17 protein-coding genes are annotated in these 18,713 nt (G+C 28.0%); 16 read left to right on the top strand and 1 reads right to left on the bottom strand.

Annotation, left to right across the window (positions count from 1 at the left end; genetic code table 11):
- Positions 1 to 8: 8 nt before the first annotated feature.
- The 16 genes from J1D01_RS11805 (at position 9) to J1D01_RS11730 (ending at position 15,859) form a co-directional block, all read left to right on the top strand.
- A complete protein-coding gene (locus J1D01_RS11805; protein WP_421150963.1) occupies positions 9 to 1,535 on the top strand; it encodes a lipopolysaccharide biosynthesis protein in 1,527 nt (508 codons plus the stop codon).
- Positions 1,535 to 2,806, top strand: a complete 1,272-nt coding sequence (locus tag J1D01_RS11800; RefSeq protein WP_421150962.1) for a hypothetical protein — start codon at positions 1,535 to 1,537, stop codon at positions 2,804 to 2,806. Before J1D01_RS11805 ends, J1D01_RS11800 begins: the two co-directional genes overlap by 1 nt.
- Positions 2,807 to 2,808: 2 nt before the next feature.
- On the top strand, positions 2,809 to 3,774 hold the full coding sequence (locus tag J1D01_RS11795; protein WP_421150961.1) for a polysaccharide pyruvyl transferase family protein: 966 nt from the start codon (positions 2,809 to 2,811) through the stop codon (positions 3,772 to 3,774).
- Between the two features lie 16 nt (positions 3,775 to 3,790).
- Positions 3,791 to 4,903, top strand: a complete 1,113-nt coding sequence (locus J1D01_RS11790; protein ID WP_421150960.1) for a glycosyltransferase family 4 protein — start codon at positions 3,791 to 3,793, stop codon at positions 4,901 to 4,903.
- The gene (locus tag J1D01_RS11785; protein ID WP_421150959.1) at positions 4,900 to 6,018 is read left to right on the top strand and encodes a glycosyltransferase family 4 protein; all 1,119 of its coding nucleotides are present in this window, start codon (positions 4,900 to 4,902) and stop codon (positions 6,016 to 6,018) included. The genes J1D01_RS11790 and J1D01_RS11785 overlap by 4 nt, the downstream gene beginning before the upstream one ends.
- Positions 6,019 to 6,022: 4 nt before the next feature.
- Positions 6,023 to 6,580, top strand: a complete 558-nt coding sequence (locus J1D01_RS11780; protein WP_421150958.1) for a serine acetyltransferase — start codon at positions 6,023 to 6,025, stop codon at positions 6,578 to 6,580.
- A gap of 14 nt (positions 6,581 to 6,594) precedes the next feature.
- Positions 6,595 to 8,328 carry an HAD-IIIC family phosphatase gene (locus J1D01_RS11775; protein WP_421150957.1) on the top strand — a complete coding sequence of 578 codons (1,734 nt, stop codon included), beginning with the start codon at positions 6,595 to 6,597 and terminating at the stop codon, positions 8,326 to 8,328.
- Positions 8,325 to 8,561 carry an acyl carrier protein gene (locus J1D01_RS11770; protein WP_421150956.1) on the top strand — a complete coding sequence of 79 codons (237 nt, stop codon included), beginning with the start codon at positions 8,325 to 8,327 and terminating at the stop codon, positions 8,559 to 8,561. The genes J1D01_RS11775 and J1D01_RS11770 overlap by 4 nt, the downstream gene beginning before the upstream one ends.
- Positions 8,562 to 8,817: 256 nt before the next feature.
- A complete protein-coding gene (locus J1D01_RS11765; RefSeq protein WP_421150955.1) occupies positions 8,818 to 10,020 on the top strand; it encodes an MBOAT family O-acyltransferase in 1,203 nt (400 codons plus the stop codon).
- 6 nt (positions 10,021 to 10,026) lie between these two features.
- A complete protein-coding gene (locus J1D01_RS11760; RefSeq protein WP_421150954.1) occupies positions 10,027 to 10,950 on the top strand; it encodes a hypothetical protein in 924 nt (307 codons plus the stop codon).
- 3 nt (positions 10,951 to 10,953) lie between these two features.
- Positions 10,954 to 12,042, top strand: a complete 1,089-nt coding sequence (locus J1D01_RS11755) for an EpsG family protein (protein ID WP_421150953.1) — start codon at positions 10,954 to 10,956, stop codon at positions 12,040 to 12,042.
- A gap of 10 nt (positions 12,043 to 12,052) precedes the next feature.
- Entirely contained in the window at positions 12,053 to 12,946 is an 894-nt protein-coding gene (locus J1D01_RS11750) for a glycosyltransferase family 2 protein (RefSeq protein WP_421150952.1), read from the top strand.
- Positions 12,943 to 14,034: a glycosyltransferase gene (locus J1D01_RS11745; protein ID WP_421150951.1), complete on the top strand. Its 1,092-nt coding sequence runs from the start codon at positions 12,943 to 12,945 to the stop codon at positions 14,032 to 14,034. Before J1D01_RS11750 ends, J1D01_RS11745 begins: the two co-directional genes overlap by 4 nt.
- 7 nt (positions 14,035 to 14,041) lie before the next feature.
- Positions 14,042 to 14,464, top strand: a complete 423-nt coding sequence (locus tag J1D01_RS11740; RefSeq protein WP_421150950.1) for a thiol-disulfide oxidoreductase DCC family protein — start codon at positions 14,042 to 14,044, stop codon at positions 14,462 to 14,464.
- 15 nt (positions 14,465 to 14,479) lie between these two features.
- On the top strand, positions 14,480 to 14,941 hold the full coding sequence (locus J1D01_RS11735; protein WP_421150949.1) for a hypothetical protein: 462 nt from the start codon (positions 14,480 to 14,482) through the stop codon (positions 14,939 to 14,941).
- Between the two features lie 6 nt (positions 14,942 to 14,947).
- Complete coding sequence (locus J1D01_RS11730; RefSeq protein WP_421150948.1) at positions 14,948 to 15,859, top strand: hypothetical protein; 912 nt, start codon at positions 14,948 to 14,950, stop codon at positions 15,857 to 15,859.
- Between the two features lie 269 nt (positions 15,860 to 16,128).
- On the opposite strand, the gene J1D01_RS11725 is transcribed toward J1D01_RS11730, so the two are convergent.
- On the bottom strand, positions 16,129 to 18,144 hold the full coding sequence (locus J1D01_RS11725; protein WP_421150947.1) for a right-handed parallel beta-helix repeat-containing protein: 2,016 nt from the start codon (positions 18,142 to 18,144) through the stop codon (positions 16,129 to 16,131).
- Positions 18,145 to 18,713: the final 569 nt, after the last annotated feature.

Here is an 18,713-nt window from a genome sequence, read left to right as displayed (position 1 = left end):
AAATCATTTTGAGCCAATTAAAAAAAGGAGCGGCATTAAACTATATAACCATATTTTTAACAAATGCGGTTGGTTTATTTATAACGCCTTTCATACTAAACCATATTGGTAAATCCGAATATGGTATTTATACAACTATTGGTGCCCTTATAGGAACTATTTCTTTATTAGATTTGGGACTTAACAATACGGTTGTCCGTTTTGTAGCCAAATATAAAGCAGAAAAAGATCGTAAGGGAGAAGAAAATTTCCTAGCTACTACCATGATTATTTATAGTATTATCTCGGTACTTGTTATAATTATAGGTGTAGCTTTCTACGGTCATATAGACAACTACTTTACAAAAATGAATACTGAAGAAATAGAAATAGCCAAAACTATTTTTATTTTATTGATATTCAATCTGGTAATTAATTTGCCAGGAGGAACTCTTAGAGGTATTTGTTTTGGATATGAAAAATTTGTTTTTCCTAAAACAGTAAATATTATTCGTTATATACTTAGAACAATAACAATTGTTGCGGTACTATCTCTTGGTGGCAAAGCTATAGCCTTAGTAATTGTAGATACCGTGTTTAACATATTAATTATTATTGTTGGAATTTACTATGTGTTTTTCAAGCTGAAGGTTAAATTCAAACTGCATGAATTTAAACTCAAATATGTAAAGCAAATATTTAGCTATTCTGTATGGATTTTTGTGTTTGGTCTAGTAAGCATGCTTCAGTGGAAAGCAGGTCATTGGATTTTAGGGCGTATAGCTACACCTGAAATTCTTACAATTTATGGTATTGGTATCACCTTAGGAACTTATTATGGTTCTTTTTCCACAGCAATTTCAAGTGTGTTTTTACCACGAGCTACAAAAATGACTGTTGCAAATGCAACCAGTAAAGAATTAACAAACATGATGATTAAAATTGGACGGATATCATTTGTTATTCTTATGTATATTTTCGGAGCTTTTTTACTATTTGGAAATCAATTTGTGTATTTATGGGTAGGAAAAGAGCTTGGTGAAGATGGTAGTTTTGAAGTTTGGCTTATTGCTCTATTAATCATGATAGCTTACACCCTTCCTCTAGTTCAAGGTTTCGGCAACTCAATTTTAGAAGCAAGAAATAAATTATCATTTAAAGCTATTTTGTATCTATCATTTTTAGTAATAGGAGCCATTTTAGGAGCTTATCTAGCTAAAGACCTAGGTGCTTTAGGTATGATTTGTGGAACGGTTTCAGGATGGTTTATTGTTCAAAACGTAATGAATTTTTATTACCATAAAATTATAGGATTAAATATTTTAAGATTTTTTAAAGAACTCTCCCATAAAACAATCATCACAATACTTGTTATTGTGTGTTTAGGTTATTTTATAAATTACTTACCTGGTAACGGCTGGATTAACTTTATTATTAAAGCTGTTTCTTATTCTATCATTTATGCTGTTTTAATATATAATTTTGGATTCATTAAGTATGAAAAAGAACTTTTTAAAAATTCCATTCAGCCAATCCTAAAAAAAATAAAGTTATAATGCTAAAATTAAACAAAATAGAATACCTTGATAAAGGTAAGAAAATAGCTTTCGATTATACTGTTGAAGACAAATACAAATCGTATTTTCATTTATCAAATCAATATTATGCATTATACGACCAAGACATAAGTAAGACCCCAAAAAGCATTGCTGTTATACCATTTTTAGCAAATATAATGCCCATAGCATGGTTTGTGGGTTTTGACGTATCTATAGATGAAATTGATGAAACCTTTTTTAACTCACTCAAAATTTTAAAAGAACAATTTATAAAATATCATCCTAAAAATGATATAAAAGGAGAGTTACTGGTAAAAAAAACAATAAAAAACACTATTAAAGGCAAGGAAACATCTCTCTTATTTAGTGGAGGCTTAGATTCTTTTGACTCACTGACTAGACACTACAATAAAAACCCTTTTTTAATCTCAATTCATGGAGCAGATGTAGCTATAGATGATAAATTAAGATGGGAAGAGTTTAAAAAATTTAATTCAGAAGAAAAAATATTAAACCATGATAGGTTATTTTATATTGAATCTAATTTACGAGAGTTTTACACCTACAAAGTAGACTTATTAGTAGACCATTTAGGTTGGTGGGGCATGGTACAACACGGTATGGCTTTAATTGGTGTATTAGCGCCATTAAGCTATAAACATAAAATTACAGACATAAATATAGCTGCATCTGCTACTAATGAAATAAATTACAGTTGGGGATCATCTCCATATATTGACGAAAACATGAAATGGGCTAACACAATAGTAACTCATGATGGTTATGAGTTTAAACGAACTGAAAAAGCTCAAAACGTTGTTGATTTTGTAAACAAAACAGGTTTCAACTTTAAATTACGTGTTTGTTATGCTGATGAACGAACGGGATACAACTGTAACAAATGCCATAAATGCCAAAGAACTGCTTTAAGTCTAATTTTAGCAAATGCTAATCCTAACGATTATGGCTTTAATCTGCCAGATAATTTTTATGATTTAATTTTTAAAAATTTCGGAAATGACTGTGTTATGACCAAAGGCATTAAATACCAATGGACATGCATACAAGATATGGCAAAAAAAACAGATTCTTTTTTTGTATTAAATGATAAAGAAAAAGAGCAAAATGCTATCCAACGTTTTGCACAATTAAATTTAGATTTGATTGTAAACAAGAATGCAGAAAAAGTTAAGAAGAATAAAAAACGGAAACACATTTTAAGAAACAAGTTTCCTTTACTTTATAAAATTTACCGAAAACTAAAATAACCATGAAATACGGTCTTTTAACATACGATGAAAACAAACGCTTTTTCAATGTAGGCGATAACATACAAAGTCTTGCGGCAAAACAATTTTTACCAAAAGTAGACATGTTCTTAAATAGAGAGCGTTTAGCTGATTATAAAGGTGAAAAAATAAAACTTATTATGAATGGTTGGTTTACTCATAATATTCATAATTGGGTTCCTTCAGAAGATATAGACCCAATATTTGTTTCTTTTCACATGAACAATACTGCTGCCCCAAGTATGCTAAATGATAAAGGCATTGCTTATTTAAAGAAACATCAACCTATTGGCTGTAGAGATCAATTTACTGCTGATACATTAAAAGCTAAAGGTATTGATGCCTATTTTACAGGATGTTTAACACTAACGTTAGACTCTTATAAAGTAGATGATTCTAAAAGAACTGATAAAGTATATATAGTAGATCCTTTATATAGCTACCCCAGACCAGAGAAAATTTTTTATAATGCTAAAGCAACAATACGTAACATTTTAAATGGCTCTGCTTTTCAGTTATCAAAGAAAAATAAGCATCTCAGAAAATTTATTGATGAAGATCTTTTAAATTCTTCAGAATTTATAAATCAAGAGCCTTCTTCTAACGTATATAGTGATGAGCAAAAATTTGAAATGGCAGAAACACTCTTAAAAAAATATGCTCGTGCTAAATTAGTTATTACATCAAGAATACACTGTGCTTTACCGTGTTTAGCATTAGGCACTCCAGTTATTTTTGTTAATGGTTTTGATAGCTTTGTAGATTCTTGTCGTTTTGATGGTATTTTAGAACTCTTTAATCGTATCGATATTAATAGTAAAACTGGTGAATTTTCTTCAAATTTTGATTTAAAAGGAAAAATAGACAAAAATACAAATATTAAAAACCTTGAAAAACACCACAAACTAGCTAATTCTCTAAAAGAAAAAATAAAAACCCAAATTTAATTAACCTTACAAAATTTTGACTCATTTATTATACATAGTAAATCGTATTGATGGCCCTGGGGGGCTAGAACGGGTACTATCTATAAAAGCTAGTTACTTGGCTGATAATTATGATTACAAGGTTCATATCTTAACATTAAATCAAGATACCAACAACCTATTTTATGATTTTAGTAAAAAAATTCAATATCATAACATAAAAGTAGGTGGCAATCCCTTTTCATATATAAAGAGCTATAAAAAAGGCATACAAGAAAAAATTAAGGAAATTGCTCCAGATATTATTTTAGTTTGTGATGATGGTCTTAAAGGCTTACTTTTTCCTTTAATTATAGGCAAACCATGTCCTTTAATTTATGAACGCCATGTTTCTAAAAATGCAGAATTACAAGTAAAAACACCAAATATTTATCAAAAAGCAATCACTTGGCTTAAATTTAAATTAATGAATATAGGGGCTAAACAATATGATAAATTTGTTGTACTTACTAGCGGAAATAAAAAAGAATGGGATTTAAAAAACATTACTGTAATACCCAACCCGCTCTCTTTTTATCCTAGTACACCTAGTTCTGTAGCTAAAAAAAATGTAATTGCTGTAGGAAAACAATGCTTTCAAAAAGGATATGACCGTTTACTTAAAGCTTGGGCAATGGTGCATAAATCTTATCCAGAATGGACACTGAATATATATGGCACCATAAACAAAAATGAAAATTTAGAAGCGTTGGCTAAAGCACTTAAAATTTCTAAATCAGTTAACTTTCATAAACCAGTAAAAAATATAGCAGAAAAATACCAGGAGTCATCTATTTATGTCATGTCTTCTCGTTATGAAGGATTTGGTATGGTGCTTACAGAAGCTATGGCTTATGGCGTGCCATGTGTTTCTTTTAATTGTCCACATGGTCCTAGTGATATTATTAACAATGGAGAGGATGGATTTCTAGTACCAAATGGAAATACTAGTATGCTTAGTGATAAAATTAAAACATTGATAGAAAATAATGAATTAAGAAAAAAATTAGGTAAAAATGCAAGACAAAATGTAAAGAACTATTTACCAGAGTTTGTGGTTAAACAATGGGATATGCTTTTTAAAGAACTATTAAAACACAAGACCGTATGAAAATAGTTTTTTTAATCGATCAAGTATATCGGCATGGTGGTATAGAGCGAGTGTTATCAATTAAAGCCAATTACCTTGCAAGTAATAGTAAAAACTCTGTTTATATTATAACATCAGAACAAAATAAAAACAAAGCTTGTTATCATTTTAATTCTAATATTATTTTTAAAGATCTAGGTGTTAATTATCATAGAAACTTATCTTATTTTCACCCTAAAAATGTATTAAAAATTCCAAGACACATACGCTTAGTAAAGCAAACTTTAAATAAAATAAAACCAGATGTTGTTGTGGTTTGTAGCCACAGTGTTGATACGTATTTTGTGCCATTTATTAACAAATCTATTCCTAAAGTTAAAGAATTTCATTTTTCTAAATCTATAGAAGTACCTTATCGTAAAAAAGGAGCTAAATCAAAGAAAAAATACTTTCTATATTTTGCAGATTATGTAGAAAAAAAATATAACAAACTTATTGTACTAAACAAAGATGAAGCTAAATATTACAAATCTAACAATATTGCTGTAATACCTAACCCCATAACCTTTTATCCCTCACAAGTATCTCAATTAAACAAACCTATTGCTATTGCTGCTGGCAGAATTGCACCAGTTAAACGGTTTGATTTACTTGTAGATATATGGGAACTAATACATAAAAAAAATAACAATTGGCAATTGCATATATATGGTGAAGGTGATAAAAATTATATTGATACATTACAGAAACAAATTAATGAAAAACAGTTATCAAAACACATTATATTAAAAGGAAAAACAGATAACATACAAGATAAAATGTTAAATGCATCAGTATTTTTAATGACCTCAGATAATGAATGTTTCCCTTTAGTTTTATTAGAGGCTCAAGCTTGTGGATTGCCTATAGTTTCTTTTGACTGCCCTCATGGTCCTAGAAACATAATAAGTGATAAAAACGGTATATTAATACCTCCAAAAAAACAAACAAAATTTGCCAATGCTGCTATAAACATTATAAATAATGAAACATTAAGAAAAAAACTTGGGCAACATGCTAGAGAAAATGCAGCTAACTATAATGAAAAAGCTATCATGGACAAATGGTTAACAATTTTCAATCAATTAATAAAATAAAAGTATGAGAACAATACTATTTTATATTTATAGAGTTTTGTTAATCCCTCATGTTGTACTTTATTTATTTAGCGCCAATAAAAAAACAATTAATAAAGATTTAGATAGATGGTGTGTTTCAAAAAGTATAAAAGGTTTAAAACTTAACGCTTTACTTTATTTTTTGACACACTCAAAAGATTATAGAACTATTTTCTATTTTAGAATTAATAACCCTATAAAGCATTTATTAAAATTATATTGTAAAGGAGAGCAAAACTTTACTATAGATGTCAATACCAAACTAGGTGGAGGCATTTTAACGGGTCACCCCTACTGTACTATTTTAAACGCTAAATCTATAGGAGAAAATTTTTATGTAAATCACTTAGTAACTATTGGAGAAATTAATGGTAAAAAACCCACAATAGGCAATAATGTTTCTATTTTCACAGGAGCCATTGTTATTGGTGATATTGTTATTGGTGATAATGCCAAAATTGGTGCGGGTGCTGTAGTGGTTAAAAATGTTCCAGAAAATGCTACCGTTGTTGGGAATCCTGCAAAAATTATTAATAAGTAAAATTTCAAATTTGTATGCAACAAAATATAATGAGTTTTAGAGAATTACAAAAAATAGCTAAACAAGTTTCAAAAGGGGAAACCCCAATAAAAATTGCAGTATTAGCAAACCATACAACTACATTTTTTTGTAAAGCTTTAGAAAATTATTTATTAGTAGAAGGCTATAATCCTTCTATATACGAAGCTGGCTATGACCAAATAGATATTACCATTATTGATAACTCATCTAAGTTATATAAAATTAATCCTGAGATAGTTATAATTTTTGAATCATCACTAAAACTAAAAGATAATTTCTATGCCTTAAAATCTAATGAAGAGCGCTCTCATTTTTCAAGTAGAATTTCTGATTTAATTAACTCCAGAATAGCTGGATTACAGAGTGGTAATATAAATTCAAAAATTATTTATATGTCATATGAGTTGATAGACGACCAAATTTATGGCAATCTATTTTCTAAAATAACGCATAGTTTCTATAATCAACTTTGGAAAATTAATAATAGATTAATTGAAATATCTGAAAAAGAAAATAATTTCTATGTATTTGACATTAATAAACACTTAAAAAATTTAAATGATTATAGAGATTGGGCTTCTTACATAAATTCAGACTTACACTACTCTATTGATACTCATACGCATATAAGCTATCATATAACTAAATTCGCTAAGGCATTTAAAGGTAGTTTTAAAAAATGTTTAATCCTTGATTTAGATAATACACTTTGGGGAGGAATTATAGGAGATGACGGATTAGAAAAAATACAAATTGGGTCTTTAGGTATAGGAAAAGCATTTACAAAAATTCAAAAATGGGCAAAAGAATTAAAAAATAGAGGTGTAATTCTAGCTGTTTGTTCTAAAAACAACGAAGAAATAGCTAAAAACCCTTTTATAAATCATAATGAAATGGTTTTAAAACTAGAAGATATTTCTGTTTTTGTTGCTAATTGGAATAATAAAGCCGATAATATTAGATACATTCAAGAAGTTCTTAACATTGGCTTTGACTCAATGGTGTTTATTGATGATAATCCTGCCGAAAGAGAAATTGTAAAACAAAGCATTCCAGAGATAACAGTGCCAGAACTCCCTGAAGACCCTGCGCTTTACTTACCTTACTTAACTAATTTAAATTTATTTGAAACAGTATCATATTCAAAAAATGATAATGATAGAACATTACAATATCAGCAAGAAGCTGAAAGACGTAAATTAATTTCACAAGTCACAAATATGGATGACTACCTAAAATCTTTAGAAATGCATGGTAGTATTAGTGATTTTACACCAGAAGATGTTTCTCGTATTGCGCAATTAACTCAAAGATCTAATCAGTTTAATCTTCGTACTAAAAGATATACAGAAGATGATATCATAAAATTTATGAACTCTGAAAACTATTTAACCTATAGTGTTAAGTTAAAAGATAAATTTGGTGATTATGGGTTAATTTCTGTTATAATACTCGAAAAAACTTCTAGCAATGCCTTTTTTATTGACACTTGGATTATGAGTTGTCGTGTATTAAAACGTGATGTAGAATATTATGCCCTCAACAAAATAGTTGATGATTTACTAAAATTAAAAATCAACACTTTACAAGGTCAATATTTAGAAACAGCAAAAAATAGTTTAGTTGCAGATTTATTAGAAAAACTCACATTTTCAAAAGAAAAAAATGATAGCATTTATAGTTTAAACACTAATACTTATAAACACTTTAAACACTTTATCTTATGAAAGATTACCTAAATGAATTAACATTACTTTTTCAAGAAGTTTTAGAAAATGAAGATATCAATTTAACAGAAGAAACAAATGCACATGATATAGATGAATGGGATTCTATAAATCACATCTATTTAGTGGTTGAAATTGAAAAAAAATTCAATATAAAATTTAGTAGTTCTCAAATTCTAGAATGGAAAAATGTTGGTGACATAATAACTTCTATAAAAGAAAAATTGAAATAATAATATGCTATTTAATTCTTTTGACTTTTTTATTTTTTTACCAATTGTATTTGTATTGTATTGGTTGGTTTTAAACAAGTATTTAAAAATACAAAACCTACTGTTGTTAATAGCTAGTTATGTCTTTTACGGTTGGTGGGACTGGAGATTCTTATCTCTTATCCTTCTAAGTACATTAATTGATTACTTTGTCGGAATACAAATATTTAAGAATATAGAAAACTCGAAAAAAAAGAGAGTATGGTTATGGGTATCAATGGGCTTTAATTTAGGTATTTTAGGGTTCTTTAAATATTTTAATTTCTTTATAGACTCATGGATTAGTGCATTTAATTCCATTGGTTATGAAATGGAATATTACTCTTTAAATATTATTCTTCCTGTTGGAATTTCTTTTTACACATTTCAAACTATGTCATATTCACTAGACATAAGTAAAAGAAAATTAGAACCTACAAAAGATTTTATTGCATTTGCCACATTTGTAGCCTTCTTTCCTCAGTTAGTTGCTGGTCCTATTGAAAGGGCATCAAATTTACTTCCGCAATTTTTTAAAAAACGTCATTTTGATTACAAAATGGCTATTGATGGTGGACGGCAAATTTTATGGGGTTTACTAAAAAAGGTTGTTATAGCAGACAATTGTGCCCCTTATGTAGATGATATTTTTCAAAATTTTTCAAATTATTCTAGCGCATCCTTAATTTTGGGTGTTGTTATTTTTGCTTTTCAAATTTATGCCGATTTTAGTGGATACACAGATATAGCCATAGGTGTAGCAAAATTATTTGGATTTGAATTTAAAAGAAATTTTAATTACCCCTACTTCTCAACAAATATTTCAGACTTTTGGAAAAAATGGCATATATCGCTATCTAGTTGGTTAAATGATTACTTATTTACTCCCCTAGCAGTTGAGTTTAGAAATTATAAAAAATATGGCATTTTTATGGCTGTTTTTATAACATTCTTAATTTCTGGTTTATGGCACGGTGCTGGTTGGAATTATATTTTTTGGGGTGGTATACATGGCCTATTTTATATTCCTGTAATTTTTTCTAACAAAAGATTTAGCGCAATTTCTACCAATAAAGTTGTAAAAAATAAAGGTGCAACTTACAAAGATATACCTAAAATAATACTAACATTTTTTATGGTTTGCTTTACGTACATATTTTTTAGATCTACTAGTTTAAAAAATGCGTTTGCTTTTAATGAAGCTGTTTGGAATGGACTTATTAACCAAAATATTTTTGATATTAAAACCCCAGATATCACATTACTTATATTTATTCCATTATTGGTAATTACTGAGTGGTTTCAGCAAAATAAAGATTATGGACTAGACATTCAAAACATTAATAATAAATTGTTAAGATGGCTTATATATATCATCATATTATTTATCATTTTAATTTTTGGAGCTAAATCACAATCCTTTATCTATTTTCAATTTTAATAAAAAATGAAAAAATTTATAAAAAATATCATCTTATTTTCTATAACATGCTTAATTCTTTTAACATTGTTTTTGAAATTTTATGGCTCATACATAGATTATTTTTATGAAAAGTTTACAACTCCCAAAGCAACTTCATTAATTATAGGAGGATCTAGAAGCTTACAAGGAATTCAACCTAAAATAATTGATGATTATTTTGTCAATAATGAATTTCAACTACCTATGTTCAATTTTAGTTTTACAATAGCTCAATCTCGCATAGGACCTCTATACAGAAAAAGTATTCTGAAAAAATTAAATAAAAAATCTAAAAATGGATTGTTTATAATATCAATAACTCCCTGGATGTTAAGTTCTCATAAAGAAAACAATAATAGTGTTGGTGAGTTTAAAGAAGCTGATGCTCCTCCTAATAATATGAACTATATGTCTATGGATCCTAATTTTGAGTATTTAATTAAAAATTTAGAATATTTTCATTTTAGAGGAATATTTAGAAAATCATCAAAACTCCATAAAAACGGTTGGTTAGAAGAAAACAACTTACCTAAAGACAGTTTAATATTTAGTAATTGGAAAAAAAACCAAGTAAAAATTTTAAAGAATTTCGTAAAAGATTATAGTGTTTCTGAATACAGAAAACAAAGTTTAGACACTCTTGTTAAAAATCTTAAAAAACATGGTTCTGTTTATTTAGTAAGAACTCCTATTGATAAAGATATTTTAGAGTTAGAAAACAATTATTATCCTGAATTTGATAATTTTATAAAAAAGTTAGCTCAAGATAACAATATTAACTATTTAAACTACAATAAGCTAAAATCTAAAAAATTTAAAACCTATGATGGGCATCACTTGGATAAATATGGAGGAGAAAGATTTACAAATCTTTTATGTGACACAATTAGAAAACTAAGTAACATTTAATATATGAATAGTATTATACCATCAGCTAATTATTATCATGTATACATTTATTTATGCTTGTTTATTGTATTATTTACTTTTTTACATGCTTTAGTGTTAAAAATATCAGATACTAAAAATATTATATACATTAATGCTGTTGGGTATTTCTTATTATTCTTTTTTATTATTTTAATAGGCCAAAGAGAAATTACATCGCGCTATGGTTTTGGTGATACCGCTAACTATTACAAAGCCTTTAAGGCTTTTAGCTTAGGAGAACCTATTAAAGACACTAGAGATTTAGGTTGGGATATTTTTATGAAAATTTCGGCAACTATTGTTACTGCCCATACATTTTTTACTATATGTGCCTTTCTCTATATTTATCCGCTGTACAAAATATCAAAACAATTATTCCAAGAATATTGGTATTACTGCTTTTTTGCTTTTATTGTGTCTTTTTCATTCTACACCTATGGGGTTAACGGGGTAAGAAATGGGGTGGCTGCTTCATTATTCTTATGGGGGCTCGCCTACCGCGACAATAAAGTAATAATGGCATTATTTTTTATTTTGGGAGCCATGTTTCACAAAACCATCATGCTTCCTGTTTTAGCATACCTATTAACCTATGTATATAACAATCCTAAATTCTATTTAAAAGGCTGGTTTATTTGCATTCCTTTATCATTAGCCATGGGAAGTTTTTGGATTTCACTTTTTGCAAGTTTAGGGTTTGATGGTAGATTATCTGGATATCTTGCAGGAGGTGCCGGTGGAGACGCCCCTAGTTTTCGTTGGGATTTCTTATTTCATAGTTTTTTTGCTGTATTTGCTGGCTGGTATTTTATATATAAAAAGAATTTCAAAGATGATTTTTACAACCAATTATTAAACACCTACTTAATATGCAATGGCTTTTGGGTGTTAGTTATTAGAGCTAACTTTTCAAATCGTTTTGCTTATTTATCATGGTTTATGATGGCTATAGTTATTTTTTATCCTCTTTTAAAACAACCTTTGTTTAAAAACCATCATTTAATGCTAGCAAAAATTCTTGTGGCATACTTTTCCTTTACATTTTTAATGTATTTCGTTTATTATTCTTAATAAATTTATAATGAAAACACTTACTATTTTTACGCCATCATATAACAGAGCTTATTGTTTAAATCAATGTTATGATAGCTTAGTAAACCAAACAAACCAAGACTTTATTTGGTTAATTATTGATGATGGTTCTACAGATAACACCAAAACATTAGTCAACTCCTGGATTCAAGAAAATAAAATAGATATTCAGTATCATTATCAAGACAATCAAGGCATGCATGGGGCTCATAATGCTGCTTACCGCTTAATAAAAACAGAACTTAATGTGTGTATTGATTCTGATGATTTCATGCCCAACAATGCCGTAGAAAACATTATTAATTACTGGAATTCTATAGAACATAAACCTGAAGACCTTGCTGGCTTTATAGGTTTAGATGCTTATAAAGATGGTAATATTATTGGGCAAAAAATTCCTGATAATTTAAAATTTACAACCCTAGAAGACTTGCATAATAAATATAAAATTACGGGAGATAAAAAATTAGTGTTAAGAACAGATATTGTTAAACAATTTCCGCCCTACCCTATTTTTCCAAAGGAACGTTTTGTTCCCCTTGGAACTCTGTATCTTCAAATTGATAAAAAATATAAATTTGGATGCTTAAATGAAGTACTCTGTATTGTTGAATATTTAGAAGATGGTTCTTCTAGAAACATTATTAAACAATATTTTAGACACCCTAAAGGATTTCAATACGCTCGAATAAATGCCTTAAAACACTCCAATTATTTTAAAGTGAGATTAAAGAATGCTATCCATTATATATCGCACTCTATTCAGTTAAAAGATTTTAAATTTTTAAATAAAAGCCCAAAACCTTTGCTTACGTTTTTGTCTATTCCCTTTGGTATAGGTCTTTTTGTTTATGTGCTTTATATTAATAAGCTAAAAAAATGAAAGTATTACAAGTTATAAATTCTTTACGTTCTGGTGGTGCTGAAAAACTCATAGTAGACACCTGTGGTAAATTTTCAGAAAAGGGCTTAAAAGTAGATGTTTTATTATTAGATGGTGCTGAAACGGGGTTTTATAAAAAACTGAAAGAAAATAAAAGCATTAACATATTTTCCTTAGGCACAGAAAATAATATATATAACCCCTTTTTAGTTTTTAAAATAAAATCTTTCTTTAAAAATTACGATATAATTCATGTACACCTATTTCCTGCATTGTATTGGGTTGGTTTTGCCAACTTATTAAGTTTTAAAAAGCATAATATAGTGTTAACCGAACATAACACCACTAACAGACGTAGAAAACTGTTTTTATTTAAAACTTTAGATAAGATTGTATACAATCAGTTTAACAAAATTATAACCATATCAGATGCGGTAGATCAGAATCTATTAAACCATTTAGGTGAAAAATTTAAGCCTAAGTTTATAAAAATATATAACGGTATAAATTTAGAAAGTATCAACTTAGCTAAACCTTATAAAAAAGAAGATTTACATTTTTCTGATGCCGATAAACTTATCATTCAAGTATCTAGTTTTACGCCTCAAAAAGACCAAAAAACCCTTATTAGAGCAGTTAGTAAATTGCCTGAAAATTTTAAATTAATACTGGTTGGTCAAGGGCCTCTAGAAGATGCTTGTAAGCAGTTAGCAAATGAATTAGGTGTTACAGATAAAGTACATTTTTACGGACTTAGAAATGATGTGCCAAGACTTTTAAAAACGGCCGATGTAGTGGTGTTATCTTCATTTTATGAAGGCTTATCGCTTTCTAGTATTGAAGGAATGGCGTCTGAAAAACCTTTTGTTGCTAGTGATGTACCTGGACTAACTGAAGTTGTTAAAAATGCAGGTGTCTTGTTTAAAAAAGAAGATGATAATGAACTATCTAAAATTATTTTGAAACTTTCTAACAATAGTAGTTACCACCATAATGTTGTGGAAAGTAGTTTAAAAAAATCAAAACTGTTTGATATCAATATAATGGTTGATAATTATATAAACTTGTATAAAAAAATACAATTTTAACTTTATTATGAAATCACAAAATTATAGTAATAAAAAAATAATTTTTTTCGATGGTGTTTGTAATCTTTGTAATGGTTTTATAGACTTCACTATTAAAAGAAATAAGAATAAAGATATTTATTATTGTTCATTACAGTCTCAAAAAGCTAAAGAAATTTTAGCTCACAAAAATATCGTTATAAGAGACAATGAATATTCAACAATTTACTTTTTAAATGGTAATTCATTGTACAATAAGTCATCCGCTATTTTACAGGTTTTAAAAAACTTATCAAAAGTCTATATGTTAATAGGCTCAATATGCTTAATATTTCCTAAATTTATAAGAGACTATATGTATACATTCATAGCAAAAAACAGATATATCTTTTTTGGGAAAAAAGAATCATGTAGGCTTCCATTGCCAGAAGAAATTAACCAATTTTTATAACTAATTAGATGAATTATGATAAAAAAAAGTACATTCTTAAAATTAATTATCCCTTCAATTATGTTATTCTTTTTTGTAAGAAATATTGTTCTAGTTGAAAAAGAAAACATGGACAGTTGGATGGGAGGAGGTATGCGCATGTTTGCCAAAATTGACAAAATGATTTACCGAGTAGCTGGGTTTGAAGTTAACTATAACAATAAAACATATTTTGTTAATATGAGGAATATACCTGAATTGGAAGACGAATGTGTTTCTGCACGAATATTACCTAGTCAAGTTAGAACCAATGAAATTCTAGATAAAATACGAAAATACTCATGGTGTTACAACTCTAACACAGATACTATTGAATTGAGTGCTAAAAAAGATAGTTGTACAGCCCCAATAAATTCTAATGAGATTGTTAAGGTAAGAGTTTTTGCTATTAACTTTAACAACAATACTAATAAAGTTAACCTAACACCATTAAACTAATAAGATATGAAAATTAAGAATTTTTTAAAGCATTTAAATAATATTGATGCTGTAAAGAATACTGATAGTGTATTAAACATGGTTTTACAAATGCTTTTGTTAATTTTTTTAATGTTTATGCATGATAATGGGTATTTATCAATTTTTACTCCTGTAGTAATTGTGCCTGCTATTTTATTTAAAGAACTAAGAGAAAACAAATACATATGGAGTGTTTTATCTGTTTTTGGTGTAATTTTCTATTTAATCCTTGATCTACAGGGATATGTACCAAATCATAAACACATTTTTGCTTACGTTATTTTAATGGTAACATTGTCTCTTTTTTTTAAAAACAAATCTACTACTATAGATTTTTTAAAAACTCAATCAAAATACATTATAGGCCTATGCTTTTTATTTGCAGTAATAGGTAAATTTCTAGCCCCTGAATTTTTAAATGGATCTTTTTTTGAGTTCACTAATACATCAGATCCTAGATTTTTTGGATTTTCATCAATTATAGGAGAAATAGATATGGGATTACTGAAACAAAATGAACAAAATTTTAATGCCTTACTAAATACTACAAATCCTAAAGAATCTTTTATATTAAATGGAGCTGATAAAATAAGTAGTTTTGGAATTATTATTTCTTATTGGACTATATTTATAGAAGGTATGATTGCTATAAGTTTTTGTCTTCCTAAACGCTTTTTATTAGCTAAATATAGAAATGTATTTTTAGTCACATTCATATTAACTACCTACCCTATTGCTACAGTTACAGGGTTTGCCATAATTTTAACAACATTAGGTTTTATTCAATCTTTAAATAAAGAAAACCAGCTTAGTATTTTCTCTTGGTTTTATTTATTAGTTTTTATACTAATGCCTTTAAACTATTTTCCTTTTACAAGATTACTATCTTTGTTTTAAATGAAAAAGAGTTCTATGATATGAATTCATAACTTATTTAGAACAAAAAGGAAAGTCTCCTATTTAGTACAACTGTTTTTTTTAATAAAAGTTATTAGTATGTATTGAAATAAAAATGCTTTAAATACTTTTAATATTATAACTACTAACTTCGAATTAAAGATTATAATTACGAAAAAACCAGAGAAGTAAACTTCTCTGGTTTTTTATATATTAATAACTCTATCAACCAATCTACCTATTCTAAGTGTTTTTAAAATAATTAGGTTTTATTGACATGAATTATTGTTTTCTGTTACTTCTCCTGAACTATTACTATCAATATTTACACATAGTTTCTTTTCGCTTACATCTATATTGTTAGAAGAAATTAAAATATTTTTATTAACCTCCCTAATATCAAAACCATGATCATTAACAGTACTAATTGTATTCGTCTCAAAAGATAACTGTTCTGAATTAAATACCTCTATCCCGTGGTCAAGGGTGTTGTTTGTAAAGTCTATCCCATAACATTCAGAAAACAGCGTGCTATTGGTATCATTGTTTTTAACAATATTATCACTTATTTCTAAAACATAATTATAATATTCTGATGTATAATTAATTTTACTTAATTTAAATGGGTTTCTATCTACCTCAATATCATTACCTGTTATATAAACTCCATTTGCATAAGAATCATAACTATAAACCCCCATAGAGTCATCTCTAGTACTTTTTATTGTATTATTCTGTATATTACCATCTGTTAAATTTTTAAAAGTAATTCCAGTTTTACAATTGTTGATAATATTATCTTTAACATTTATTTCTTCGTTGTTAACAGATATTCCTGTTGAAAACCCTGTTACGGTATTGCCTTGTACTAAATTATTATAAATAGTACTTCCTGTAGAACTACTTCTTCCTGCTTTTATTCCTGTACCTGTATCTTGTTTGTCGGTTGTAGTTGCAGTAACAGTATTACCAATTATTTTTACACCATTAGCTAGAGAAAAACTAATTCCACTTTCTACATTGTTGTTTTCAATTGTTACATCAAATCCTATAGCAACTGTAAATCCTCCTTTTCTACTGTTTTTTTCAATATTATTAGTGATAAAAATATCTTCAGCACGCTCATAATAAATGTACTCTCCAGTAGCTTCATCTATTCCTCTTAATGCTTCTACATCTAATGCATACCCAGGAGCAACACCTTCTGATTTATCAGTATCAACACTTGCATTATAAAACTCATTATTAGTAACATATATATTGTATCCTGCGGTAATAGACATATTATTTCTTCTATTAGAATCAAAAATGCAGTTAACTATAGTAATATCATGTGTAGGTATCCAATTTGATTGAAATGTAAAGTTAATATCTTCAAGTTTCATACCATCACCTGTAGCATTTTTCATAGTTACACCATCAACAGTTGAGTTAACAGCCCCGTGTAAGAACAGTAAATGCCCCCATTCATGAGTACCTCCGTCAGAATAATCGTGTTCATCTCTGTCTCCATATAAATTACCTCCTTTAATGGTTACATTAGAAGCATCCCTAATAGCTAATAATCCATATAGCTTTCTACTATTAGGTTGTACTCTTAAAAAAGTATTTTCACTCATAACTAAATTAAAATCTGAAGGAACATTGATAGCTTCAACAGATGGATAGAAATTTTGATTGGTTGTTCCGCTAGTAACTAAACTTACTTCAAAATATGCATCCATTTCATCTATACTAAAAGTAGTAACACCATATTTTTTTACCTCTTCCATCAAAGTTTCTAAAATATCTCTATTATTTAAAGCTACTTCAGAAGAGACTACTCCTTCTACAATACCCCAACGTTCTGGAATAAAGTCAAAAACAGGGTCTTTTAATGCTGGAGAAGATCCTGTTAAAGTAATTGTTGAGTTTAATAAATTACCATCTATGGTTGTATTATCAGAAAAATTCAAAGTACCATTAACAATATCACCACCTTCATAAAGAATAGTTACATTAGATGGTAAATTAACGGTAGCACCATCTAAATCCATAACACAGTTAATTACAACAGTATCTCCTGCAGTTACATCACTTAAGTCAAAGTCGCATGGTAAGGTAGCATCTATACTTGTATCTTCATTAGAAGTATCATCTGTTTCTTCCTCCTCTGTATCTTCTCCGGTAGTGTCATCAACAACCTCTTCTACAACATCTTCAATAAATAGCTCTTCATTGTTACATGACATAAACGCGGCCATCAACATAAACATCAAAATCATAGGTTTAAAAATCTTTTTCATAATTGTTCAATTTGGGGTGAATCATTTCTTTCACAATATTATTTGTTTTCATTAATAAAATCGTTAACATGTGTGTTTTTTTCGACAAAAAACATTATGGGTTTTTAAAATAATCGTCGTAATGCAAAATTATCCGATTAAATGTTTATCATATTAACTATTAAAATTAATATACGATGAAATGATTTTTTTAGACGTTAAACTCCCTCTTTTTTTTTACCATGCAAAAATATGCAAAAAGAACCAACAGCTAACCCACTGTTAATAAGTTGATAATAACTTTTTAATAGCATTATTTATTCAGCATTAAATGTTTAAATAAAATGGTCTAATTAATTAGTAATTTAAAATAATTATATGTTTATTTTAAGAAACCATACTCTCCATCCTCTTTTCACCACTCACCATTCACCACTCACTACTCACTATTCACAACTTCACTTGTCTTGTCCTAGAATAGCTATACACTAAAACAAGTGTATGGAAACATCAAAACAGGAAAATTATGTATTACGATCAAACCAACAAGAACGCTATGACAAACGACTGATTTTAAAAATTGTCAAAGA

Source organism: Seonamhaeicola sp. NFXS20 (assembly GCF_049132085.1).
Lineage (GTDB): Bacteria > Bacteroidota > Bacteroidia > Flavobacteriales > Flavobacteriaceae > Seonamhaeicola.
Note: the sequence above shows the minus strand (reverse complement) of the source record. Positions and strands in the feature narration are given on the sequence as shown.